The organism is Comamonas sp., from assembly GCF_009360615.1.
In the GTDB taxonomy this organism is placed as follows: Bacteria; Pseudomonadota; Gammaproteobacteria; order Burkholderiales; family Burkholderiaceae_C; genus Comamonas.
In genome coordinates, this window is the sequence record NZ_SPEY01000061.1 from 15,901 (window position 1) to 41,950 (window position 26,050).

At 55.1% G+C, this 26,050-nt stretch carries 20 protein-coding genes; 1 reads left to right on the top strand and 19 read right to left on the bottom strand.

The annotated features are described in order from the left end of the window. Positions 1 to 2: 2 nt before the first annotated feature. The 19 genes from E2583_RS16600 to E2583_RS16690 all read right to left on the bottom strand — a co-directional run bounded on the left by E2583_RS16600 (position 3) and on the right by E2583_RS16690 (position 24,336). On the bottom strand, positions 3 to 695 hold the full coding sequence (locus E2583_RS16600) for a substrate-binding domain-containing protein (RefSeq protein WP_291597323.1): 693 nt from the start codon (positions 693 to 695) through the stop codon (positions 3 to 5). A 377-nt stretch (positions 696 to 1,072) separates the two neighbouring features. Then, positions 1,073 to 1,579, bottom strand: coding sequence for a hypothetical protein (locus E2583_RS16605; RefSeq protein WP_291597324.1), 507 nt, complete (start codon positions 1,577 to 1,579; stop codon positions 1,073 to 1,075). Between the two features lie 166 nt (positions 1,580 to 1,745). Beyond that, positions 1,746 to 2,093 carry a hypothetical protein gene (locus E2583_RS16610; RefSeq protein WP_291597325.1) on the bottom strand — a complete coding sequence of 116 codons (348 nt, stop codon included), beginning with the start codon at positions 2,091 to 2,093 and terminating at the stop codon, positions 1,746 to 1,748. Continuing rightward, complete coding sequence (locus E2583_RS16615) at positions 2,090 to 3,475, bottom strand: cytochrome P450 (RefSeq protein WP_291597326.1); 1,386 nt, start codon at positions 3,473 to 3,475, stop codon at positions 2,090 to 2,092. Before E2583_RS16615 ends, E2583_RS16610 begins: the two co-directional genes overlap by 4 nt. Further along, a complete protein-coding gene (locus E2583_RS16620; RefSeq protein WP_291597327.1) occupies positions 3,472 to 4,782 on the bottom strand; it encodes a hypothetical protein in 1,311 nt (436 codons plus the stop codon). Before E2583_RS16620 ends, E2583_RS16615 begins: the two co-directional genes overlap by 4 nt. A gap of 35 nt (positions 4,783 to 4,817) precedes the next feature. Beyond that, a complete protein-coding gene (locus E2583_RS16625; RefSeq protein WP_291597328.1) occupies positions 4,818 to 6,254 on the bottom strand; it encodes a capsular biosynthesis protein in 1,437 nt (478 codons plus the stop codon). A 158-nt stretch (positions 6,255 to 6,412) separates the two neighbouring features. Further along, entirely contained in the window at positions 6,413 to 8,404 is a 1,992-nt protein-coding gene (locus tag E2583_RS16630; protein ID WP_291597329.1) for a capsular polysaccharide biosynthesis protein, read from the bottom strand. A gap of 103 nt (positions 8,405 to 8,507) precedes the next feature. Continuing rightward, positions 8,508 to 9,494 carry a KpsF/GutQ family sugar-phosphate isomerase gene (locus tag E2583_RS16635; RefSeq protein ID WP_291597330.1) on the bottom strand — a complete coding sequence of 329 codons (987 nt, stop codon included), beginning with the start codon at positions 9,492 to 9,494 and terminating at the stop codon, positions 8,508 to 8,510. Positions 9,495 to 9,521: 27 nt separating this feature from the next. Next, positions 9,522 to 10,778 (bottom strand): 3-deoxy-manno-octulosonate cytidylyltransferase, encoded by a 1,257-nt coding sequence (gene kdsB, locus E2583_RS16640; protein WP_291597331.1) that lies wholly within the window; start codon positions 10,776 to 10,778, stop codon positions 9,522 to 9,524. Positions 10,779 to 10,954: 176 nt separating this feature from the next. Further along, positions 10,955 to 11,791: a 3-deoxy-8-phosphooctulonate synthase gene (gene kdsA / locus E2583_RS16645; protein WP_291597332.1), complete on the bottom strand. Its 837-nt coding sequence runs from the start codon at positions 11,789 to 11,791 to the stop codon at positions 10,955 to 10,957. A gap of 2 nt (positions 11,792 to 11,793) precedes the next feature. Then, positions 11,794 to 13,356, bottom strand: a complete 1,563-nt coding sequence (locus tag E2583_RS16650) for a phosphotransferase (RefSeq protein WP_291597333.1) — start codon at positions 13,354 to 13,356, stop codon at positions 11,794 to 11,796. Beyond that, positions 13,353 to 13,724, bottom strand: a complete 372-nt coding sequence (locus E2583_RS16655) for an HAD-IIIC family phosphatase (protein ID WP_034358173.1) — start codon at positions 13,722 to 13,724, stop codon at positions 13,353 to 13,355. Before E2583_RS16655 ends, E2583_RS16650 begins: the two co-directional genes overlap by 4 nt. Then, the gene (locus E2583_RS16660; RefSeq protein ID WP_291597334.1) at positions 13,721 to 14,425 is read right to left on the bottom strand and encodes a glycosyltransferase family 2 protein; all 705 of its coding nucleotides are present in this window, start codon (positions 14,423 to 14,425) and stop codon (positions 13,721 to 13,723) included. Before E2583_RS16660 ends, E2583_RS16655 begins: the two co-directional genes overlap by 4 nt. A 32-nt stretch (positions 14,426 to 14,457) precedes the next feature. Then, positions 14,458 to 16,479, bottom strand: coding sequence for a hypothetical protein (locus E2583_RS16665; protein WP_291597335.1), 2,022 nt, complete (start codon positions 16,477 to 16,479; stop codon positions 14,458 to 14,460). Between the two features lie 12 nt (positions 16,480 to 16,491). After that, positions 16,492 to 19,881: an HAD-IA family hydrolase gene (locus E2583_RS16670; RefSeq protein ID WP_291597336.1), complete on the bottom strand. Its 3,390-nt coding sequence runs from the start codon at positions 19,879 to 19,881 to the stop codon at positions 16,492 to 16,494. A gap of 20 nt (positions 19,882 to 19,901) precedes the next feature. Further along, positions 19,902 to 21,677: a polysaccharide biosynthesis/export family protein gene (locus tag E2583_RS16675; protein WP_291597337.1), complete on the bottom strand. Its 1,776-nt coding sequence runs from the start codon at positions 21,675 to 21,677 to the stop codon at positions 19,902 to 19,904. A gap of 24 nt (positions 21,678 to 21,701) precedes the next feature. Beyond that, positions 21,702 to 22,682: a chain-length determining protein gene (locus tag E2583_RS16680; RefSeq protein WP_291597338.1), complete on the bottom strand. Its 981-nt coding sequence runs from the start codon at positions 22,680 to 22,682 to the stop codon at positions 21,702 to 21,704. Positions 22,683 to 22,828: 146 nt separating this feature from the next. After that, positions 22,829 to 23,500 (bottom strand): ABC transporter ATP-binding protein, encoded by a 672-nt coding sequence (locus E2583_RS16685; protein WP_291597339.1) that lies wholly within the window; start codon positions 23,498 to 23,500, stop codon positions 22,829 to 22,831. Next, on the bottom strand, positions 23,497 to 24,336 hold the full coding sequence (locus E2583_RS16690) for an ABC transporter permease (protein WP_291597340.1): 840 nt from the start codon (positions 24,334 to 24,336) through the stop codon (positions 23,497 to 23,499). Before E2583_RS16690 ends, E2583_RS16685 begins: the two co-directional genes overlap by 4 nt. Positions 24,337 to 24,883: 547 nt before the next feature. On the opposite strand from E2583_RS16690, the gene selD reads away from it, so the two are divergent. Continuing rightward, positions 24,884 to 25,954, top strand: coding sequence for a selenide, water dikinase SelD (selD, locus tag E2583_RS16695; protein WP_291597341.1), 1,071 nt, complete (start codon positions 24,884 to 24,886; stop codon positions 25,952 to 25,954). Positions 25,955 to 26,050 lie beyond the last annotated feature (96 nt).

A 26,050-nucleotide genomic window follows, 5' to 3' on the forward strand; every position in this document is an offset into this window, starting at 1 on the left:
ATTCAAGCGGGCTCCATGCCCTGGCGGCGCTTGGCCGCTGCTGCCGCCGGCGAGGCCATGAAGGCCAGCAGGCGCTGCACGGCGTCCACATGGGCCGAACCCGCCACCACGCCGGCAGAAAAAACGGTATCGATGGCAATCGCGGCAGGCAGGCCGCCCACGATGCGGATGCCCTCGACATGGATCAGCTCGCTCAGTTGCTGAAAGCCCAGCGCCACCTCCCCCGAAGCGATCATGGTGCCTACGGGGATACCGGGCCTGGCCTGCACGATGCGGGACTGGATCTGGTCGGCGATTCCCCAGCGCTCGAACAGCTTCTGCAGCGCCACACCGCTGGGACCGGTGGAATAACCGATGCTGGGCGCGGCCAGCACGGCAGCGCGCACGGACTCTTCGGAGCCGATATCGGGCAGGTCTGCCCCAGAAGGCACGGCCACGGCGGTGCTGGAGAGCACCAGATCCACCTTGCTGCCCGCCACCACCCGGCCGGCGGCCTGCAGCTTGTCGATGGCGTTGGAGGCCAGGAAGACCACATCGAAGGACTCCGCGCCGGACTGCACGCGCTGCGCGGCATCCACACCGCCCACGGATTCGATATGCACCGGCTCGCCGCCCTGGGCCTGCCAGGCGGCTGCCAGATCGGCGAGAACCTGGCGGGTTGCCATGGAAGAAATGCCCTTGAGTGCTGCGCTCATGCCGGAAGACTCCTGAAATGGATGCGGTGGCCGCCTTGATCCGCCCCCGCCATCCAGGCTTTGCGAGCCACTCCCTCACGCTGCGGGCTCGGTGAGCCGACTGGACCGGGACGCTCGACGGGGCTTGCGCAAGGGCAACCATCCAGTCAAAACGAATAAGCCTATTGTCGGCAGCCTGGAGGACTCCCACTAGGCAAGCACCCTGCTAGCAGCTATGCCGTCAAAGCATAGCAAAGTGCTCGCTCATATCACGTATAAATACCTACAAACAAAGCCTTATCCTGATAATGCAAAAAGGCCGGGCGCTATTTTTTCAATAGCACCCAGCCTCCATTGCTGCGCATTAGCAACAGTAAATTTAGTGGTTAACCCCTAATTTAGTCGCCATGGCGTCCATGCCCGCGGCCATGACCATGACCACGTCCGCGGTCGTCGCGATCATGCCTGTCCCAGCCACGCCGGTCGTCGCGATCGCCTCGGTCCCAGTGCCCGTGGTCGCGGCGCTCGTCATGCCAGTCGCGTCGCTCGTGGCGGTAATGTGGCGGCGGGGCTGCACGCCAATGGGGTGGCGGGTTACGAAGGAAGTAGACGGGCTGACCGCAGGCATGGTAGCGGCCACAGTAGCGGCGCCAGTTGCGCGAATGACCGGGCGGCACCCACATATAGATGGGCTGCACCTGTGGCACCACCGGACCGCCCCACATCGGCTGGGCATACAGCAGCTGTGGCGCGGGTGCATTGCCGATGTTGACCTGGCCGTAGACCCCGGGTGCCAGTTGCCCGGATATGGAGCCGCTGATGTAAGCCTGGGCCTGGGCGGCACCCGCTGCGCAAACCAGCGCCAGGGCCGCCAGGCTGCGGGTGAGTGAAGTGCGATTGGACATATGTCTCCATGCTCGATAAAGATCACCGTGGGCCGGCGAGATCGCGCTTCAACCCGGAAACGCTTCTGTCCTTAACGCCTCAGGGCCACTTCCCGCTGACCCGTCGCCCACATCAAGGGTAATAAGGCGTAAGACCCCGAACCGGCCGGGCGCGAAGGCCGTGCGCTCACCGGATCGTCTGGCCCTGCAGGCCCTTTTTCAGTATCAGATCCACCACGGGCTGCTCGCGCTTGTTGGCGCGCATGCAGTGATCCTTCTGGAAATGATCGGTGATTCTGATGACCCAGCGCGCCCAACGCTTGTTCTCGCGTTCGCGCCAGGCGTGCGATGAAACGCTTTCCCAGGCATAGCCGTTGAGCACAGCGGCATTGACGAAATGGTCCAGCGCGCGCACTCCGGCCCTGCCCCGCTCCGTCTTGCCGAACAGGCCGACCCAGCAAAGAATCAGCCAGCCCACCACTGCCAGCGGGACGACGGCGCACATCAACACAAAACCTGCCAGGCGCTCCTTCATGCGTCCTCTCTCTTGCGCAACTTGATACGAACGCCATTTTCGGAGCGAATCGTCAGACGCCCCACAGGCTGCGGCACATGACCTTGCGCGGGCAGGATTTCGTAGCGCTGCAGCAGGCAGGCCAGAATCAGGACCGCCTCCTGCAAGGCAAATGCAGCGCCCAGACAGACACGCGGGCCCATGCTGAAGGGCATGTAAGCGTGTTTGATGGCCTCCTTGTCCTCCTCGCGGTCAAAGCGATCGGGATCGAAGGCATCGGGGTTCTGCCACCATTTGCGGTGGCGCTGCAGCAGCCAGGGGGCCACCACCACCGTGCTGCGCTCCTTCAGTTGCTTGCCCCGGATGGGGCAGGATTGAACGTTCTCCCGGGCGAAGAAGCCCACGGGCGGAAACAGGCGCAAGGTCTCCCGAAAGATATTCCAGACCTGCGAGAAGCTTTTCATGTCCGCCTGCTGCGGCAGACGATCGCCAGCCACCTCCAGCACTTGCTCGTAGGCACGCTGCTGAATGTCGGGAGACTGGGACAGCAGGTAGCTGGCCCATGTCAGCGCACTGGCCGACGTTTCATGCCCGGCCAGAAACAGCATGGCCACCTGATTGACCAGCTCTTCCTCGTTGAAAGGCTCGCCGGTGTCCGGATCCCGGGCCTGCATGAAGGCGGCAAGAATATCCTCCTGCTCCTCGGCCTTGCCCTTCAGGTGCGCTTCATAGCGCGGCTTGATCATGGCATGCAGCAGGCCGCGGATCTCCCGGGCGGCCTGGTTGCTCTGCCAGCGATACCAGGGCATGGTCAGCCAGCGAACCCCGAACAGGGCCGGCAGCATGAGCTTGGGAGCCAGCGCCTGGTAGCGGGCAAAGGCCTCGAAGATTCGATGCGCATCGGGTCCCTGCAGCGGCGTGGAGAAGATGGTGCGAAAAATGATATCAGCGGTGACATGGGTCATCTCGATCTCGATATCGTAGGGCTGCGTCTGGTCCACGGCATCCAGGCGCTCCAGCATCGCTTGCGCAGCCCCCAGCATGCGCGGGAAAGCGACGTTCACCCGGGCCTGGGCAAACGCCGGGTTCATCATGGTGCGCTGCCGCTGCCACTGCTCGCCATTGGTCGTGAAGATGCTGTCGCCCAGCAAAGGCTCCAGCGATGCATGCAGCAGATGGCTCTTGGGAAACCGCTGCGCCTCGGTCTGCATGACTCTCTTGACTTCCTGGGTGTCGTTGAGCATGTAGAGATCGACGCCAGGCAGATGGACTTCGCCCATCTGCATGCTGTAGCTGCGCTCGAACAACGCATCCATCCAGGAACGCCGTGCATGCCAGAACATGCGCAGCTTCGATGTCTGTTCGGGGTGGGGTTTGGGATAGACGGGGCAGAAACGACTCATCGCACCAATTTCCTCTCTAGATAGTCTTGCATCGGACCGGCGCTGGTGAGCAATTCGAAATAGTCATAGGCACCGGCAACTTCGCCGGCCATCAGATACTGAAAATGCATGCGCATCTTGTTCCTGCGCAACCAACGGTAAGTTGCCGGCAAAAACAGCTTGTGAAAGCGTGGCGAACACACCGCTTGCGGGTTGAGCCCCCATTGGGGGTGGCGCTTGCCGGCTGCGGCGAAGAAGCGGGCCGCTTGGGGCGGATTCGTCTGCCCATCCTCGCGCAGCGACAGCCCGACCACATCGCACATGCCGAAACACACGCTATCGCTGGGGGAAGAAATGTCGGCCCAGTACACCGCGTCGTCCAGGGCAATCTCGCGCAGGGTCTGCCGCAACGCACCTGCGCCGGGAAACAGCCCGAACAGCGGAATGCAGTTGCCCAGGGTGACCAGATTCACCACTGGCTTGCGCGAGGGGGCCAAGGATAGCGGACTTTGGGCCAGCCTTCGGCGAAGTGCCCGGGTCAACTTCAGAGCCTGCACGCTGCCGACACTGAAGCCGACCACCACCACTTCACGCCAGCGCTGCTGCTGCATGGCCTTCGCCACATCCTCGGCCATCGCCTCGATACGTGCCTCCAGCTCGGGGAAAGCCTTCTCCGAACTGGCATGGGCAAAGTTCAGAATCCGCAAAAGCCAGCTGATGTGCAGATAACGGTCCAGCACCAGGCCGCCCCAGCCCACGGCAGCGACCACCGCCAGCATCAGCGCGAGCGCACCCGGTACCGGCAATCCATCCCATAGCTTGGCGAGACAGGCGCCCAGGCCGACGCCCGCCAGCAGCACCAGCAGCACATAGACCAGCGGATACATCAGCGCCCACAAGGTAAAGCGCGCCTGCTCCCGCACGGGTTCGAGCCAACGCCTCAACTTCCAGATGGAAACATAGGTCCCCAGGGCCTGTCGAAAAACCCCCAACCGGCCCTGAGGCCAGTGGAGTCGGACCTGGTCATGCCAGTCAAAAAAAACAAAATCGGCCCCGGCCGTCCCGTCCGAGTCCGCCTGGGCAACCCGCCATCGGGAATGCAGCGATTTTCCGGGGGCAGCATCGCCCCCGCTCCATTTCTCCCTGCTGCCAATCTCGTACCTTCCATCTCCCGAAACAGCCGGCTGCTTGCGCGATTCCGTACGCATCAGCTGGTGATAGTGCCTTGCACCGCGCGGATCGAAGCCGCCCATGAATATCACCAGGCGCTCGACCTCCCCTGTCTTGCGGGAAGGCTCGGATGAAATGGTCTTGTCGCTGCTAGTCATTGCACTCCGGAAAGCGGAATCCCCCATACCACGGCTTATTCGACAGAGGCCACCCCCTGCCGCATCGAAGGCATGGCATCGGCCTGATGGGCAGGCATGGAGGCAGGGGTCGCCTCTCCGGGCTCCTGCGGCCACAGCAGAGGATCCACCGAGGAGCCACCGCCCCACAGGCGCTGGGCCATCTGACCATCCAGCGCTGCGCCGCAACGCCACGAAACCGAAGACAGCCGACGATAGAAGCTGCCGTTGATCTGCGTGCACTCTATCAAGGCCTTGCGAAAGCGCGAGAGCATTTCCTGGTCGGGAGCCGCCTGATGGGCCCGGAACCAGAAGTCCCGCATCCTGCCCTGGTAGGTCAACCCTTCCAGGTCATACAAGGCGTTGCCGCAGACCTTGACGGGAGCGCCATGACCCAAGGCCGAAAGCCCGGTCGTGCTGTTGACCAGCACCACCCCCTTAGCGTTCCTGAGCAGGGAGGGCAAATGCTGGTCATGGATATAGAACACCTTGCCCTCCAGCCCATGGCGCCGCGCCAGAAGGTGGATGATGTTGGCGTAGTTTCGATGCCCGCGATCCATCGGGTGGTGCTTGAAAACCACCACGTCATCGGCAATCGACTTCCCTCCTTCGGGCACGCCGTCCTTGCGCTCCATCGCCAGGGCCCGGGAAAAGGAATGCAGAACGTGATTGATGAAATCCGTCACGAAATCGTAGTTCGAGTGAACCACGATCTGGGCATCGTTGTAGACCTGCAGGGGTGCCAGGAAGAACTTCTTGCGCAGGTCGCCCAGCAGGCGATCCTCGATATCCTTTTCCGTGCGCCGATACCAGAACTTGCGCAGATAACTGAGCCACCACCAGGGAGCATCGCGCACGGTCATGCTCCGGTGATGCAGGGCATTGTTCCAGAACCACTGCCCGAGCCAGGCTGCAAAGAAATACAGCATGCCCCACATGGCCGAGTGCCAGAAAGAGTTGCCGACCTTCTTCCAGGACTCCGTGGCCGGCCCGTTCGAATGAGAACGCGATGGGGCATTCTCCTGCTTCGACCTGTGTTTCAGCCAGAGGGCCAGCCTCTTTTCGAAATGCGAATGCCCGTTGACGCCCATGGGCTCGAAAGTGATGTGATCGGGCCGCAGATAGCCTTCTTCAAACACCCCGAAGGCGCAACCCAGGCGCTCCGTCATGGAGCGCACGCAGGCATGGACCGGCCGGCAATCTCCGAACAAGAGCACGGCATCGATCCGGTGCCTGACGATGAAGGCTTCCAGCACCTCCGGCCACTGCGCCAGGTCGCCCTTGAACGAATGAGCCTTGCGCGGATAGAACAGCCAATCCCCGGCGTTGAAATTGAACTTGAATACAGTCGCCCCCACCGAGCGCAAGTCCTTGGCCAGGTTCCAGAAAAAAGGCCCTACCGGGCCTTGTAGCAACAAAACACGTTTAGACGCAAATCCACTCTTGTTCTTCATGCGTACGAGACTGCGGGTTGTCAGGCCGCTTGGTATTTCTATGGAGGCGTCATGAAGCATGACCCCGATATTTTAGGGGTTTCACCGAGCGCGCCTCCTGCACATCACTGCGTGATGACAACAAATCGATGAAAAATAAATGCAAAAAAAGGTAAGTGTCACCAGTCCGACAAAATCGAGCGCAGCAGCACCCCGCTTTTGCGCCATTGCCGCCTCAGCCAGCCGGACTTCAAGCCCTGCAAGCCTCCAGACTGCTCCAGGGCCGTACGCTGCTCCAGCAAGCGCCTGAGCACCGCTTCGCAGCTGGTATAGCCCCGGAGCACCGGATCCCAGTACAAGGGGTAGTGCAGCAGCGCCCCCGCAACCAGCTCATCCAGAGACAGCGGGCGGCTGCGGCGCGGCACGCGCAGGCAGTCCTGCGTCAGACCCCAGCCGGCGTAGAACGGGCGCCCGTGCACCACTACCTGCTTGCCGCGCAACAAGGCATCAAAGCCCGTCAACGACGTCATGGTCACCACCACGTCGCAAGCCTCGATACAGCTGACCACCGACGCCCCCAGTTCGAGATGGTCCGCATGCTGCAAGGCCACCGCCGGCTCGACATGGCCCTTGCGATTGCCGCTGCTGACATCGGGATGCGGCTTGAAGACGATGAATGCATGAGGAAATGCAGCGCGCGCCGCCTGGATCAGACCCAGATTCGTGCAGACGCCATCGGCATCGCAGCCAAAGCGAATGGAGGCATCGTCTTCCACCTGACCCGGCACCAGCACCACCTGCCGACCGGCCTGCGGACGGTCATGGTTGAACCAGTCCACCGGGCGATGGGGCTCCAGGTTGTACTTGGTGATGCCATGCTCGACGATAAAGGCACGCACATTGCGCGCGCGCTCCAGATCCTGCGCAGTGAATGCCCGCGTGTTGAGCAAGTCCTCCAGCTCCGAAGGCTGACCCGGGTCGAAATAAATGCCCTTGGCATCCAGCACAAAGGACTGCGGCGGGATCAGATCGGAGCCCAGGCCCACCGAACGGACGAAACCATCCTCCATGCGCAGCAGGCGCACGCCCGCTGCATCCGCCAACTCCTGCACACCTGCCGGCGGCACCCGGCCCCAACAGACCAGGCAATCTTCACCAGCAGGCCGTAAAGCCCTGGCCGCCGCAGCGTTCTTGACGAACACGACCTTGCCGGGATGCAGCGACAGCATGGCCTTCACGTTCGCGGCCTTCCAGCGTCGAAAGCCCACCACAATCATGCGTCCGCCAAAGCGCTGAGCCGCCTTGCGCTGACGCTCCAGCCAGTCCATCACATCCAGTACATTGCCGCGCTGCCGGGTCTCGGGATTCAGATAGCGGGTGTAGTGCACATAGCCGGCTGCAAACAACTCGTCCACCGAGCGTCGGCGACCGGCGCGACGCCGCATGGCAGCATGCTGCGGCTGCCGATCATCTGTCACGCCCCAGCCCGCATACCAGGGCACGCCAAAACAGACGACCGGCTTGCCAGCCAGCAAGGCTTCGAAGCCCATGGTCGAGCTGACCACATAGACCTTGTCCATCTGCGCAATCAGGCTCATCGGGTTGACGGCATTGCGCAGCACCACCGTGCGGGCATCGGACTGCACGCCCGTCAGATAGCCGCCCTTGCGACCCGAAGTCACCTCGGGGTGGGTCTTGACATAGACCGTGGCCCGCGGGTTTTCGGCCAGCGCAGCGGCCAGCATGGCGTCAAACGTAGCGGCATCCGCCCCGCCCTTTGCCACGCTCATATCGCCCGCCGTCTGGTCCACGACCAGCACCCGCTGAACATCGTCGCTGCGCAGCATTCCCGAGGGCAGCTCAGGAGCATGGTTGTACTTGCTCAGCCCAGCGGACAGCAGTTGCTCGCGGGCCTGCCGCGCCTGCACGGCATCCGCAGCCAGCACATCGGCATCGCTGCTCAGCAAACGCTCCAGTGCACTGGGACGCGTGCAGTCGTAGTAGATGCCGGCGTCATCGACCACCAGCGACAGCGGCGGGAAATGCTCGCCGGTGCCAAAGGAGCGCAGAAAGCCGTCTTCCAGCGCCACATAAGGCAGCCCGTGCTTGTCTGCATAAGCGATGGCCTTGCGTGTGCTGGGGCGCAGACCCCACCCTGCTACAGCATCCACATCCGGCCGGAGCCAGGAAGAAAGGCGCGAAACATCAGCGCCCGTCAACCGATCAAGGAAAGGGATTCTGCCAATACCCTTCGAGAGAATCCCGAACCTCATATCAGACTGCCGGAGAAGGTTCGCCCTTCAGACCGAAGATCTGAAGCACGCCCGTCACTTGACCTCCGCCATTCTTCACAACCAGAGCGCCCACCTCTTTTTCCCTCATGAAGGCTTCGGCTTCCGCAAAACGAACCTCTTCACCAATCGTCAAAGGGTTCGACGACATCATGTGTCGAGCACTCAGAAGTTTCACATCATCCTGAGAACCGAACGCCCGTCGCAAGTCGCCGTCCGTGATGATGCCTCGCAGCAATTCGCCATCCATCACCAAGGTCAGACCCATGCGGCCATAGGTGATAGAGGTCACCACATCGCGGAACGAGGCATCGGGGGAACATACAGGTAGCGGCCCTTTCTGCATGACATCGCATACGCGTGTCAGCAGACGGCGTCCCAGGCTGCCGCCGGGATGGAAGCGCGCAAAGTCCTCTGGCTGGAAGTCACGCTTTACCGTCAAGGCCACCGCCAGGGCATCGCCCATGGCCAATGTATTGGTGGTGGAGCTGGTAGGAGCCAGATTGTTTTTGCAAGCCTCACGCTCAACCCCCACATCCAGCACCACGTGCGAATGGCGTGCCAGTGTGGACTCCATCTTGCCAGTCAGCGCAATGATCCTGTTTTTCTGATGCTCCAGGAACGGGAGAATGCGCAGCACTTCTTCCGTCTCGCCCGAGTTGGAAATCAGAAGCGCCACATCGATGGGCTTGATCATGCCCAGGTCGCCATGGAATGCCTCTCCCGGATGCACAAAAAAGGCTGGCGTTCCGGTGGATGCGAGCGTAGCAGCAATCTTCTGCCCAATGATGCCGGACTTGCCCATGCCGACCACCACCACACGTCCCTGCATGGCCAACACCATCTCTACCGCTTCGTTGAAGCGGGCATCCATACGCGAGCGCATACGGCGCAGTGCTTCGATCTCTATGTCCAGCGTTTCTTGCGCAATGGCCAACGCATCGCCCGCCGCATCGTTCTTCGCTTTCATGTCCATGTGTCTACTTCCCTCTGTTCGTCATTGAGTCATGGCAGACATCACGCCTGCATAGCCTTGGGCGGAGCCGATCACGTCTTGTTTGCCCTGTGCGGAGAGGATGGCGTCTGCCAACTCACGAAATGCACCCTGTCCGCCCGGGGTCTGCAACACACCGCTTGCTGCCTGGCGTACGTAGACCGGGGCATCAGGTACGGCAAAGCTCAGGCCGCAAGACGCAAAGGCCGGCAAATCAATGCTGTCGTCGCCAATACAGGCTGTTTGCGCGGCCTGCACTCCAGCCTGGGACATCAGTTCACGACAAGCAGCGGCCTTGTCCTTGACGCCCAGCATGCACAGAGTCAAGCCCAAATCGGCCACGCGCTTGCGCAGCGTGGCCGAGTCACGACCGGAGAGCACGGCCACACGCACGCCGCTTTCTTCCAACAGCTTCATACCCAGGCCGTCCCGCACGTGAAAGCGCTTCAGGCACTCGCCAGTAGCGTCATAAAACAGTCCGCCATCGGTCAGCACCCCGTCCACATCGGTAATCACCAGGCGAACATCTGCCAACGTCGGCTGCGACTCTGGCTCACGCCCTTCCAGCAGCGCGCGCACGCGCTCCAGACACTCGGGCGTATCGACACCAGGCCCTGTAGGCTCCACCGCATAGGCGCGGATCTTCAGACCGGCAGCCATGAGGCGCAACTGTTCGAGCTTTTCAGCTTTCTCTGTCATCGGCTGGGGCAAACCGGAATAGCGCTCCAACACCTCACGGCGATAGGCATAGACGCCCACATGCTTGAGATAGGTGGCTTCCTGCGCATCACGCGGATACGGAATGGGCGAACGGCTGAAGTACAGCGCATCCCCGTTGTCCGCCAGAACCACTTTCACGGTATTCGGGTTCAGCGCCTCCTGCTCATTGATCGAATGGCAGAGCGTTCCCACAGCCACGCTGGCATCAACCAGCATGCCATCCACCAATCGCTGCACATCCCCGGGCCGCACCAGCGGCTCATCACCCTGCAGATTGACATAGATGTCTGCAGGAACCTGAGCCATCACCTCAGCCAGGCGATCCGTGCCGGACGGGTGATCCTTGGATGTCATTACCCAGCGGCCGCCAAATGCCTGCACGGCCTGCGCCACGCGATCATCATCGGTGGCGACCAGCACGGCCTGCACACCTGCAACCTGGCATGCGCGCTCGTACACATGCTGAATCATGGGTTTGCCCGCAATATCGGCGAGAGGCTTGCCGGGCAACCGGGTCGAGCCATAGCGGGCCGGAATCACAATAGCTACTGCTGTGCCTAGGCCAGCGCCGCCCCTGGAACAAGCGTCCGAAGTGGGCTCCGTCAGAGCATGTTGCATATTTACCAAATATAAAAACAATAGCTACTAACGCTTATCAGATAGGCGATAGCAGCTATTTTTATAAAAAATCAGCGAAAGCCGCAATTTATCGCCGTTCAGTCAATCACCAACGGCTCGAAAGACTTCACCAAGTCATCTACGGCCTTGACCTGGGCCAGGAAAGGCTCTAGCTTGTCAAGCGGCAATGCACTGGGGCCATCACACTTGGCCTGGTTCGGATCGGGGTGCGCCTCCAGGAACAAGCCCGCCAGCCCTGTTGCCATGCCTGCACGGGCCAGGTCCACGATCTGCTGACGACGCCCCCCCGATGCGCCTGCGTTAGGGTCGCGCTGCTGCAGCGCATGCGTCACATCGAAGATGATGGGCAAATCACCCGTCACCTTCTTCATCACGCCAAAGCCCAGCATGTCCACCACCAGGTTGTCGTAGCCAAAGCAGGTGCCACGGTCGCACAGCATGAGCTGGTCGTTGCCGGCTTCCTTGAACTTCTCGACGATATTGAGCACCTGAGAAGGGCTCAAAAACTGCGGCTTCTTGATATTGATGGGCTTGCCGGTCTTGGCCAGGGCCACCACCAGATCGGTCTGGCGAGCCAGAAAGGCCGGCAGCTGCAATACGTCCACCACTTCCGCTACGGGAGCCGCCTGCCAGGGTTCATGCACGTCGGTAATCACCGGAACGCCAAATTCTTTCTTTACCGCTTCAAAAATCCTTAAACCTTCTTCCAGACCTGGGCCACGGTAGGAATGAATGGAAGATCGATTGGCTTTGTCGAAGCTAGCCTTAAAGACATAAGGAATATCCAATTTTGCGGTGACTTCCACGTAGTGCGCAGCGCACCTCAAGGCAAAATCTAAATCCTCAAGTACATTGATGCCGCCAAAAAGTACAAATTTTGACGAGTTAGATAGAGGGGATTTTTCAAAATTCATGATCAAAAAAACTCTTTATACAAACGCACTGCATTCAGCAACATGGCCTTCTGGCGATCTGGCCGATCGTCATGCAAGGGCAGCATCGAGAGAAATAGCAATACAACCAGGGGCATGGCTTCTCGGACTGGCACACCGTCGATAAAGGGAACGTCCAGGAATACTTTCTGCGCAGCTGCCAGTCGCTGATCAATTTCGAATCGAATGCAGTCATAGCCATCCGCATCCGAATCAATCGCATAGCGCCCTGCAATGATGAAGTCGTATAGACCAATCACCGAATGCGCCAATTTGGCCAAGTCATACTTCTGATCTCCATAAATCGAGAAGTCCCCTTTGAAATTAAGGCCTCGTGGATCAATGACTTTTAGACGCTCTGAACGTGAGTCGAACAAGATATTGCTAAAGCACAAATCCCCATGAAGAACGGAAGGAGCCACGGGCATGGTTAGTGCACGACCTACGCAATGCTGCACGACTTGAGCCACCGTCAATGGCTTCCCTTGATACTTGGCAATCACAGCATCACGAGAAAACCCCGTCTCCTGTTCGTACTTGCGCAGTCTGGCCACAGTCTTCTCTTCGTACAGAGATACTGCGTCGCGCAACACATCCTCATGCGCGCAAGACTCAAGCTGACAAGCCTGGCGAGCATCCGCAAAAAACTTCTTGAGCAACGCAAACTTCTGCACCCAGAAGTCAACGGAGTTGCGCCCATGTACAAACAGTTCGTTCAGCGGCAAATAGGGTAGATATTCCAATGCGTAAAAGCGCCCACCATCGGGCTGCGCTCCAGCATCCAGAAGATGGGGAGTGTACTTCTTGACCGCCAACGGAACGGTCTTGAACCATCGCTCTTCTGCTTCGATTTTTTCCGGAGGAACGCCTGTCTTGTACAGCACGCCCTCACTGATCTTCAAGGCATTGAATGAACGCTGAGTGGTGATTTTGGAGCGCGAGGAGAAATAGGTATTCACATGCCCAAGATCGAACCACTCTTCGCAAGATACTGCAGTCAAGGATTGCGTGTGGCCGTACAGTCTTACTGCCTTCACAAAATTACCGCGGCTCAGCGCCAAAGCCCGCAAAAATTCCCGCTGGCTGGAAAATGCGAAAAAACCTGACCACACCAAAGTGTCAGCTACCTGCCCCTCCTCATGTGACTCAACCTCCCAGTCGTAGTCACCCCTTGAATGTCCCACCGCTACAACGTCCAGTGCTTGCGGCAAATCCAGAATCAGCGTATCTCCATGCAGCAAACGCAGTCCATGCTCGCCATTGGCAGCAATATTGAGCACATAGGTCAAAGCCTCGGCCAGAGAAAAGCCATCCGGTACAGCTACCAGCTCAACCTTCAGCGTTTCCAGCAAATCACGTTCGTCAAGCGTCAACTCATAGCTGGAAGGCAAGGACACAACAATGCGCTCACCCTCAAAACGCCGCAGGACGCGCACCTGATGCTGCAATAGCTTTTGATTTCCCAATGGCAGCAAGCAAGGAGGAATTGCTCCTAGCTCATTCCGGAACTCCGGCACTACATAAGCGGCAGAGTTGATGACGATCATCTCTTGATCCCCACCAGCTTCCGAATATCCTCCACGGACAACTGCACAAACTCGTCAGGCCGCAAAGCTCGATCATCCACGTAAAAACCATCGGTTCCACACCAAGGCTTTCCAGTATATATCTCGTCATACGGCACTTTGTGCTTATCCAGCCAGCCGACAATAATCGGCAGTGTATTGGCATTGATCTTGCCAACATTGCCTTCATACGTGCGCATATTGCGGCTCGTGCTGATCACGATCTCAAATCCCTGCGCCTTGAATTCACGCATGCGCTCTATTACATCCGGCTTGGGTATGGAGTTGGCATAATCGCCATTCACGGTAGAGCAAATGGTCTCATCCAGATCCATCACGATTCTTTTCATGCCAGCGCCTTTTTTTTCAACAATGCCTCATACTCGTCTGGAGTACCACAAAAATCGATCTGCTCCGGACTGATTACCTCGTACTTGACCACTCCCCCGGCCTCGATCAAACGGTTGTATAACGGCGCAATATAGAACTCACCCTTCACCTGCTCATTGGCTGCGATAGCTTGCTCAAAAATACTGCAAAACTGTTGTTGACTCTTGAAGTAGTACAGCCCATCGCTGCACAGGTCGGAAATACGGTCCTTCTCCGTCGTGCGAGTCACCGACGCATCGAGGCCCGGCTCCACAAACGACCAGTGCTCCCCTTCACCACGGAACACCTCCAGGTAGCCATCGCACTCGGACAGGAACTCTGGCTTGCGATAGTCATAGCGAATGGTGTCGATATTGAATACCGTTATCGGAAAGTCATCGCCATGAGACTGCAATGCCAGATATGCTGTTTCTGCTTGTCCCCGCGTATCACGGTCCAAGCAGAAGATTTCGTAGCTACGGATCCCGAGCTTTTTTACCGCATTTTCAACAAATGACTGAGAAAAATTATCCGGACGAACCACAAAGAGAAAGTGCTCGCAATCAAAATAATGCTCAAATGAGCGAACCGCCCACTCAAAAAGAGTAATACCATCTAGCTCAAGAGCATACTTCGGAACTTGATACCCAGCTTTAGAAAATCTACTGCTGAGACCTGCCATAGTAATAATTATCATTATAAACAATCAATTTTTTAAGAAAAAACAAAATTTTTTAAACTAGATCTATCAATATAAAATTTCTCGAAATCCTTTATCAAAAATCCAGTATCAAGGCGGCTATCTTTCTCAATCGCATCTTTGATATCAATCACATTAATTGGAGATTTATTGATAAAAAGGTCTTTCTTTGGTTTGACAATAGCGACATCCACCCCAAATGCAGCAAGATGATTACCCATTAATATTTCAGCACCAAGATTCGCCCGTCTATCAATAATTTTATTGTAAATAAAACTATTTTTAGATGAAATAAGTGGCCATATCGAAGAATAAATCTCCATCGCAGACCTTGAGCCAATAGCAAATCTATCACCAATACCTAAGTTAACCAAATAATTAACGTAAGCAATATCCACTCCTTTGGCACAGGACTCAATAATGCTTGAAAGGCCCTCTAGCTCTATCAAATTATCAGGTCGCATCCTCACTACCACATCATAAGGCCGACCGGAACGTTTCTCCAACTCCTTTACTTGCTCAAAACTGCTCCATATTTTGTAGAACATTTTGGCTTGATTGAACGTTCCATGCAAACGCAATCCTGGGAATTTCGATGAACATAAATCCTCAAAAGCACCTGCACTCTCCAGACGAATACTCGCAAAATCGAAACACTTCTTTAAGGACTCTTCATCAACGGAATATCCAACCGGCGATATAAGAGCCTCTAAAGTATTTGGTAAAATTCTTCTAAACCCATCACGAGAACGCGCCTCAAAAGGCAACACATTTGTTAAGTCTCTCCCCAATAGACGCTCGACTGTACTAAATCTCACAGAAGTTAAGGATGCCTGATCCCAGGTGTCTAAATAAACATCTGCATCTACATTTTTTTTAAAAGTTTTAATATTAGATGAAAGATCATCTAAGTTTCCGCGAATTTGGCCAGAGATACATATTGCGACGGATGGCGTGGGAGAAGGAACGTAAAAATTAAAACTCTTTTTTATTATCTTATCACTACCCATTCCACCTGCAGGTAGTCCTAATTCATCATACAGACCATTAACCCGCTGGTCCCACGCCCCCCATCTTCTAATAGAGTTAATAGACAGCACTTTTTCTACTTCTTGATCGAGGTCGCCATGCAAACCAAAAGAAATAGAGCTACCAGAAAGGGCTTGCATCCGCAATGCATGCAATGCTATCTCACGAGATTTACATCCCAAAGCAAGTGATTTAAGGACAATAATTTGCGCTTCATAAAGCTCGCCTCGATGAAGAGAAGCCTGGATAGCAAGGTCAATAAAACCTGAATCTGTAGGAAATAGATTGTATGCCTCATGCGAAAAGGCAGCCACCCGCCGAGAAGACGCAGTCTCATAAGGCAAGACACAGGTCAATCGCTCATAAAATCCATGCTGCCTGCTCCCCATCGAATAAGCAGACCATATTGCCCAATCCGCCTCCTCATATCGCCCTTCATCTATCCTCTTAAAAATAAAATCTAATTGTTCATCTAAAGACAATAAATTTAGCTCATTAACAATGCGGATTCTCTCAGCCTTCCATGTATCCTCAAACGAAACACCTATAAGAGCAAGCCTGCTGAAGTCACCAACCTCACTAAAAAGAGAAATCAGAGTTTGCCTAGTCTTTTCATTTAACTTCGCATCTTCAATTATTAAATCACTATAGCTATCAAAAAATCTTACAGCTCGACCTAACTGACACGAGTTTACATATCTAACAAATAGCCTGCTTGCAACTAACGGATGAAATCCATTTCTATTCAAATATGCATGAAGAATATCTAAAGAGTCACCATCAAACCCTAATGAATACAAAAGATCATAGGAGTCCAAATATCCTTTCACATTAGATGAGTCAAAATCTATTAATCTTAAAGATGCAGAAACTCTCTCAAATACATTTCTCGATTTATCAGCCCATATTGCTAGTACATCACTCCGATCAATCTGAGAATATAATAATTTTTGATAATATTCTTTGATGACATCAACTAAAGGATCAGTACGTAAGAATTTTTTCATATCCCCTCCACATCATGCAAAATAATTTTTACCAACCATTCTTAAAAAAGAATACTTAGAATCATTAAAAAATGCCTGGGGATCTTTAATATATTTCTCTTTCTTTCGACCATTTAGAATTCTTAAAAATACAATATCCAAATATCGATTTCTTATTGATTTAACAGCAACAGGTTTTTTCTCCGGAACAACAGCTCCACTATTCAAAATTTTCTGAGCATTCTTCCAGACGCAATTCAGGGACGCTTGAGTATCATTCGGGAGAATAATTTTCAATCCAGCACCACCATAAGCATCCTCAAAAACTACGCCTTTCATTATTTTTATATCTATGGGGTGAGGAGTACTGAAATAGCAATCAAGCACGCGCATAGATTTATTTGGCTCAATATCGATTTTATGCAGCCATAGCCCAAAAACAGTGCTTGCGACATCAATAAACTCCAACGCACCGGCATGTACCCGTGTCACCACGTTCTCACGTGTTTCTTCCTGCGGGAAACGGTTCATATGAACCGGCTTTAGTGCACCATTCCAGTCCTTTTCCATCTTGAGAAACGTAGTTTCTGTGTTGGAAAATAGAGTTTCGTACAAAGGAACAAATTTGCAGAATGGATGAAAGGTATCGTGACGATCAACAAAGTTGGCCAGATACGCCTTGGCAGACAAGCCTTTCTTCTCCACACGCTGTAATGCCTGACGAAAAGTCATCAAGTAATACCCTTGAATCGGCTTACGACGGTCCGTCAGTTCGTAAAGCGACTCTTGCATGGTACCTGCATAGCCGATATCGACGATGGCAACGCTTCCATTTCCGAACAAATTTTCATCTTCCAGGTATTGGAGATAGTTTTCGCGCTCACGCTGGGCAATGGCAAAGATCTTCTGTTTGTGGGCAAGCAGGATTTCCTTGAGCACAGGGCGATGCTTGGCATTCACACGCGAGTCGAGTGCCAACCCGTGCTGCTTAAGCAAGTCTGTATCCACATCGCTGTCCTTGAGACCAAAGCGTGCATTGAGCAGATGGCTCATCGATGTCTGCGCATAGTCCACATTCAACAAGTCGATAATGCCGGATTCATCTTTGATCTTGGCCAGATTCACCGCCCGACGAGAGCAGAGCAGGTAGTGGCTTTTTGGAGCATTGGGGTAATGCTTGGCCAACAGATCGTAGGCCTTCTTCATGATCAGGCCATCACGCGATAGAAAGTACAACCGATCCATTTTGTCGCGAATAGCTTGCTCCATGATCCATTTGGCATAACCTAACAGGAACATGCCGAAGCCATAGTAACCTAGTCTCCAGGCATCTCCACTGAACAAAGTTCCACGGCGGCTCGGCAAATAAGGGTTGTCATGCAATGTATTTCCCACCATCGCAATCAGCATTTGAGCGTCCAAACTATGGCGCTCCTCATCGCGACTCCAGATGGATTTATAGGAATCGCTCTTCTCGAAGACCTCTGAAGCCTTAACCAAGTGGAAAGGCTTAATACCCCTCTCTTTGGCTTTTATCACATCAGCTTGAAGATTGTCACCAACATGCAAAATCGACGCAGCTGGAACTCCTAACTCCTTGAGCACATGATCGAACAAGCGACCACTATGTTTTTTCTGCTTTACCTGGCTTGAAACAAAAATACGCTCATAGCCTTGATAGCCATTTTTCAGGAGAATTTTCTCTAAAAACTCCTGAGGCAGGTACATGTCGGAAATGACAATGACCCGCTTTCCCATGCTGACAGCTTGATTAAATGCAGTTCGGGCACTCTTTCGTTCATAGAGCAGGTCATATTCCAGTTGCATTTCCAATGCCTTGACCTGTTCAGCCTCTTCAAAACTACATCCCGTCAAAACCTGGAAATGCTCATAAATTTCATCAATGTGGGTCTCCCCTTCTTCGCGGCCAATGGCCGCTTCGAAGGCAAGTTTTTCACTCTGCCGACGAACATCCTTGAAATGAAGATCGTTACGACGGATCAGCTTGGCGGCATCTTCCGCCATGAAATCGAACATGTCCGACGGACGTTTGAATGGACGAAACAACAAGGTATCGAAAATATCAAACGATATGATGTCGTGCTTGCGAATCTGTGCAGAGAGGTCGGCACAGTGCGTCAGTGTGTGCGCCCCATTAATTGTTTTTTCGAAACCTGAATGACGTAGATAAGCCTGCTCGCGACGCAAAGCCGTAAAGTCTTGCAAAAACTGGGAATCAGAGGTCCAAGGGCTGGATTGGGTCGGGCTGGTGAACGCTTCAATCCACGCGGTGAAATGCCCGGGCTTGTCCTTGATCCACTCTGCGGGAAAGTGAGAGCCTAAGATGTCTCGCTTAATCAGGTCATCCTGGTAAAAACTGATATTTTTTGCCACCTGATGCAAAAAGTCCTCAAGGTGAGCTGCCGTGTTGTACTTGGTGATATGGCTGGCACCCACGGAGAACACCGGCTTGCCCCAGTAAGCCGCTTGGTACCCCACTGAGGAGGATATGGTGTAGACCCCATCCACCAGCGGCAGCAGCAACTGTGACACTGTCTGGATAGTATTGAACTTCTCGATGTAGACAAAATTGCTGAACTTATTGCGCAAATAGCGGACATTTTCTGCGCTCAGCACAGCGCTGCGCAAATTGCCAGACCAATAATTAGTTACCAGAACCCCAATATTCGATGGAGTTTTCTGCAGCAAATCCAATACGATGTCGAATTGACTTCTACGTTGAAGCAGGTAGTCGACCATGAAGTAATGATCGATTTGAAGCGGTAATAGCACCAGTCCTTGGAACTTATGCTTAATTCCGCTGACCAGTGGTTCGACAAGGTTCAAAGACTGGAAAAAGCTCTTGTCCTGGGAGCGCAGTTGCTCCAACGCCTCGTCCACATGAGGCTGCTTGCCTTCAATGCAAACGGCATCAGAAGCCTTATCCAAAAGGCCATTATCAAATTTGACCAGTTCCGGAAAAGGAGATCGTGAGAAGAAGCCGGGCATCTGGTAGATGATCTTCACCCCTGGGAATATCTCTTCCAAGAAGTACATCGGCGACTCCCAAACAAAGATGATGTCTGGCGAGAAATCACTCGGCAGTTGCGCCTCAATGATTTTGCGCAGACGTTCAACTTCTCCTTCTTTGTAATTCTTGCTTTGATGGCGCATAGAGCGCTCAAAGGAGTTCTCGCCCTGTGTCCATTCGAAGTGGTCAATTGCAGAAACAGAGTTAAGCTCTTCCAAATACCCATCCTGCATCGCGCGACTGGCCACAGCCTCGCCAGCAATCAGGTGGGTTTCAGCGCCATTGGAGCGCAGCGCTTTAATCTGATGAACAAGTGAGCTACGCAGAGTGGCGAAGCGAAACTCGGGATTTCCCAGCTCGATAGCGGGCTCTAGGATGTACAGGGCTTTCATAGATTCACAACTCGAAATATTCACAGACCAAACACAACTTTTGCGCTGATGGCAATCTGGTACATGATCTGAGTCATGTCCTTCCAGAACTGGCGCTTTTTCTCATCAACCCGTGGCAATACCAGAATCTGATCACCGGCCTTGATAGAGGCATCAGCAAACAGCTTGCTGGTATCAACCTGCTGGAACGCACCATCGCGATGGGCAACCACTACGCGGGCGTTGTCTGCGGATTGGGTAAATCCGCCAGCGCGGTCGATATATTCCTTGAGGCTCAAAGAGCCATCAAATGCCACGGCATTGGGAAAAAGAACTTCCCCGCTGACCAGAACCAGGCCGTCCTTGCGCGGTATGCGAATCACATCGCCGTTTTCCAATAACATATTGTCGCGCTGGGCCGCCTGGGCAATCTGCACCTGGCCGGTGGGCTCCACCTTCTTGGCGCGTTCCACCCATTGCAAGGTCAGGTTTGCCTCTTCCTGTCTCAAGCGTGCCTCATCGACACTACCGCTGCGAGCGGTAAGCAAAGCAGTCTCAAGGCTGCGCAGGCTGGTAGCCAGCATTTCCTTCTGCCTATCCTTCACGCTTTGGCGGAACAATTGAATGCTTTCAGGCTCGGCATCTGCCGAGGTCTGAATGCCCTGCATCAGCGCCCCCAGTCGAGTTCCATACGGCAGCACATATTCCTGTGAATTCATATGCTCGCCTTCGACGCGCACGGTAATGGTGCCGGGCTTCTTGTCGGCAGTGAATTCCAGCTCATCACCGTTCTGCAGTACCAGTGCATTGGCCTCCTGCAGCGGGTAGTACTCGGTGTTCTTCACGGTACCGGTATTGCGCGCAATGCGCACATGGGTGGCCTGGGCCTGTGGCTTGGCCAGTTGCATCAACTGGGCAACGGTTTCAGAGCCCTGGGCAAACTCAAAGCGCTTGGCGTTATTCACAAGGCCCGAAACGCGCACCCGATTGGCAATCGGTGGGACAAAAATCACATCGCCATCATTGAGCTGCAGCAGCGGCAACTGGCCCTTGAGCAGAAAGTCGTAGAGATTGAAGGTGGCTCGTACCGAGCTGCCTCGCTTGACCTGCACGGTCAAGAAACTGCCGCGCTCGGGGTCGATACCGCCCGCCTGATCCAGGTAGTTGAGCAGGCTGTCCATGCTGGTGCCGTTGTACAGGCCCGGACGCATGACATTGCCGCCCACAAAGATGCGCACCGGCTGCGCGGCCGCCAGGCTGGCGTAGCTGTACACATTGGCGCGGAACACGCGGCGCACGGCGGCTTCCACCTGCTGCTGCAGGTTCTTGTTGGCAATGCCCAGCACCTTGATCGGCCCGACCTGGGGCAGAAAGATATTGCCTTGCGGGTCCACGGCCGCCACGCTGTCAAAGGTAAAGCCGCCCCACAACCGTAAATGAATGCGGTCGCCCACCGCCACCAGATAATCCGGGTTGAACTGGGTTGCCCCGGCACGCGCAAAATTGCCGGTAAACAGGTTTGCACCAAAGACATCACTGCTGAGGTTGGCGGTGTAATCGGCGGTCTGGGGGGCTTGCGGCAGCACGGGGGCCTGCATGGGCACCACAGCGGCAGAGCGACTTGCCGATGCGTCGCCGGAGGCGGCACCAGAAGGCAGCAAACCCAAGGCCTGATTGATCTGGAAGGGATCAACACTGGATGCCGATGCATCCGCGCTGGAGCCATTTTGGGAAACCTGTGCCTGGACCGGAACTACACCGGCCAGCAGCACCGCGACTGCCGGGCCGACACAGGTACGCGCGATAAAACGTTGCATGATAAAACTCGAAAAAATCAAAAATCAGTCGCGGTGATCGCGCACGATGGACACCAGCAATTGCACCAGGCCGGCCAGCAGCAAGGCCCCCAGAATAAAGGTGGCGATGTTGTAGAGGCGGCGGGGGCGCAGAGGGTATTCCGGCATCGACGGGCTTTGCAGCACCAGCACCTTCTTCAAGGTGCGCGTTGCCTCCACCCGGCCCTTTTCCAGTGCGACCAGGGCACTTTTGTAGGCATCCTGCTGGAACTGCGCCTCAAGCTCCAGGCGCTGGTATTCCTCAACGGTCTTGTTCAGCGACTGCCCCTTGGCACTGGTCAACCGGGCTTTTTCCGTCTTGATCTGCTTTTCCACGGCCTGGATCTGCAAATCGACCTCCACGACCGCAGGTGCCGTCGGGGCCAGATAGCCGAGCAGCGCCGTCTTGCGCGCGCTGAGTTCGGTCAGTTGCTCATCCAGCTTGTTGACCACACCCGCCAGATTCTCGGCAGCGGACTGAGGGGAGATCAAACCCTTGGCATTCTGGAAGGCCAAAACACGCTGGCGCGCGTCCAGCGCATGCTCACCGCGCACTTTGACCTGCTTTTCGAGAAAGTTCACCTGCTCCTGGGCCAGTTGGTGGCCCAGCGTATTCATGTAACGCTCGCCCTCATGCAGCAGTGCGCTGGTGATCTTGCGGGCCATTTCGGCGTCATAGGCCTGGGCCTGGATGACCAGCACACCCGCGTACTCGTCATATTCCACGCTGATGCGCGAGAGAAAATGCCGGTGAAAGAATTCCAGAGACGCGTCATGGAAGAACATGCGCGACAGCACGTCATGGTCGTGGCCGCTGTAGTGCTCGCGCAGGTTCAGCTCCTTGTCCAGTTGCAGCAACATGTCGACCGACAGCAACCGATCGCGCAGCAGCATCTGATCGGCACGCGAGATTCCATCTCCGCCAGCCAAGAGCGAGCTGAAATCCATGGCCTGCGAAGCTGCCATGTCGGTGCGCTGAATCAGCACGCGAGCCTCTGAGACATAGCGGTCAGAAGCGATAAATCCCCAATAGATAATCGCCAACACTGATGCGCACAAAGCAATTGCGAGCGCCTTCAAGCGCCATATGGCTTTGCAATAGGCTTTGAGGCCATCTTTTTTTAAGAAATCGGTCATTTGGAAATACTGTCTTTATAATTCTTCAAGGCGTCTTCGATGCTGTCGAACCAATGGGCCTGGCCTTCATGAAGCCAGATTCCGGCCTGGCAAAATTCGCGCAAAGTTCCATCACTGTGCGAAACCATGATAAGTCCCGAGCGATCCGCAATACGCTTGAAAGCGTCAGACGCTTTTTTTCTGAATGAGGCATCGCCCGCTGACGTGGCTTCATCCGAGATATACACATCAAAATCAAATGCCAGAGAAAGGCCGAACTGCAAGCGGGACTTCATGCCCGAAGAATAAGTACGAACGGGCTCATCAAAGGATGAGCCCAATTCGGCAAACTCTTGTATGTAGGCAATCTTTTCGGCCATAGCTTGCGCCGAATCGAATCCATGCAGACGAGAAACAAACTTGGCATTCTGGCGGCCTGTCAGAGAGCCTTGCAGGCCGCCGCCATAGCCCATAGGCCAGGAAACTCGGCTACGCCTCTCTACCGTTCCACGTGTTGGTGTATCCACTCCACCAATCAAGTTGAGCAACGTTGACTTTCCGGCGCCATTGCGCCCCACCAAGCCTACGCTGATATTAGCCGGAATAACAAGATTGACACCTTTTAGTATCCAGCGGCCTGCACCGTGTGGCGTCTGGTAGCGCTTGTGCACCTCACTCACAAGAATCATTGTGCCCTCAGCTTATTAGAAAATCGCACCTGCAATGCCAGACCAAGAAAAATAGAAACAGCAGCAAAGCCAAAAAGATACTCAAAATTTGCTTCTGGTGCTTGATGATAAACAGAAAAAAAACCACCTCTAAATAGCTCTAGGCCATGTGCAAATGGATTATAAAAAGCCCACTCTCTATACTGAACAGGTATTGCCGCCAATGGAAATATGGCACCCGACAGAAAATATAACGGACGAAACAGAAACATCATTAAGTTCCCGGCCTCGGGAACCAAATCACTTAGAACAGATAAAACAAGCCCAACCCCCAGGGCGCACAGCATTAGCCCGATGAAGGCCAGCATAACCTCCAGCGTTGAATCTGGAATAATAGAATGTCCAAGGAGAGCAAGAATACCAAGCAGTGAGCTCAATATCAGAAAACCTAAAAGCGCTTCAAGACCTGCTCGAACAATCACCGTGTCGACAGGGCGAACTTGACGATATGCAAATAAGGCCCTATTGGCATCGACTGCACCCATGGCGCGCTGGAAGACGTTTTGAACCGTAAAGTAACCAGTCACCCCCAACACCAGCCACACCGCCACATCAGCCCCTGCAACAGAACGTGCGCGTAAAACTGAGTAAAGAAGCAGCATGAAGCATGCATGCAACACCGGTTCCAGCACGATGAGCACCCAGGCTCCGCGCGTGGCGCTCAGGCGCGCAACGGCTTCGCGCAGGAAAAGTGCGTTCCAGACCGCAAAAGTGACGGAAAGTGAACTGCGCGGCGCGGAGATCGCACCAGAAGATGGGGCTGAGTCCAAGATGAATCCTCGTTCTTTTGGACTCAAGATGCACTGAAATCCAAGCGGTCGATTATAAATGAAAACATAAGCAAAACCTTATTACAGCCACCCAATACCCCCGATTCACATTGAATTACATTGTGAATCAACTATCAATTTATAAAAATGAATAAATAAAATTTATTACAAAGTCGCGTATCAACAACAGTCATCGAGGGCTGATTGAAAAATCTATCAGAGAAGATATTCGGTTTAGCGAATTAAATAATCCGACATGAATAAGCCAATCATGATAATGAGGACGAATATTATCAATATCCCAAAAATCCTAAATCATCGGAATAATCTGAATCTGATTCAAAAATTGGTTGCTGAAAAATGCACCCATTCATGAATCCAGGTCTTCGCCAGCAATCCCGGGAATAGCGCTCCCCTGCGCTGCACATTCTTGGCAAAGCCGACGACCAGTTGCCGACCGCCCCCCCAGTCAGACAATAATGAGAGCCTACTGTGCGTTCAGGATGAACTTCTGACAGAGCACAAACATCGCTACCGATACCGCAGCCATGCGCTGCCTGCCGTCTGGATGGACATGAACACCACGCAAGAAACCACCCCCCCCGCAACCCCGCGCCTGACGTCTCTCTCCCATGGAGGCGGCTGCGGTTGCAAGATTGCACCTGGCGTGCTGTCGGAGCTGCTGGCCCGAAGCAATCTTCCCAAGCAGTTTTTCCCCGACCTGCTGGTGGGCACGGAAACCGCCGACGATGCGGCCGTCTACAAGATCAATGACGAGCAGGCCATTGTGGCGACGACGGACTTCTTCATGCCCATCGTCGACGATCCCTATGACTTCGGCCGCATTGCCGCCACCAACGCACTGTCCGATATCTACGCCATGGGCGGCACGCCGCTGATGGCGCTGGCCATCGTGGGGATGCCTATCAATGTCCTGCCGCACGATGTCATCGCCAGGATTCTCGAAGGCGGTGAATCGGTCTGCCGCGATGCCGGCATTCCGCTGGCGGGCGGCCACTCCATCGATTCGGTCGAGCCCATCTACGGTCTGGTCGGTATCGGCATCGTCAATCCCAGGCAAATGAAGCGCAATGCCGATGCCAAGGATGGCGATGTGCTGATTCTGGGCAAGCCGCTGGGCGTGGGCATTCTCTCGGCCGCGCTCAAGAAGAATCTGCTCGACGAGGCAGGCTACCGTGCCATGGTGGAGGCGACCACCAAGCTCAACCGCCCCGGCACCGAGCTTGCCAAGCTGGACGGCGTGCACGCACTGACCGATGTGACCGGCTTCGGCCTGCTGGGCCACGGCCTGGAACTGGCCCGTGGCGCCCAGCTCAGCGCGCGCATCGACAGCGCCAGTCTGCCTGTGCTCCCGGGCGTTCAGGCACTTGCGGCGCAAGGTATTTTCACAGGCGCCTCCGGACGCAACTGGGCATCGTATGGGGAGCACATTCAACTGGCTTCGTCCGTGACCGACGCTCAGAAAGCGCTGCTGACCGACCCCCAGACCTCCGGCGGCCTGCTGGTGTCCTGCACTGCCGATGCCGTTTCGCAGGTGCTAGAGGTCTTCGCCGGCAGCGGGTTTGCCGATGCGGCCGTGATTGGGCGCATGGAGGCTGGCGCTCCCAAGGTCTTTGTGGACTGAGAGCCGGAACACCAGGGACGATGCGCATCAGCCCGCACTGCCCTCGCTCAGCTGCGAAATGCAAAAACGCCCGGCATGGACCGGGCGCTCTTGCAT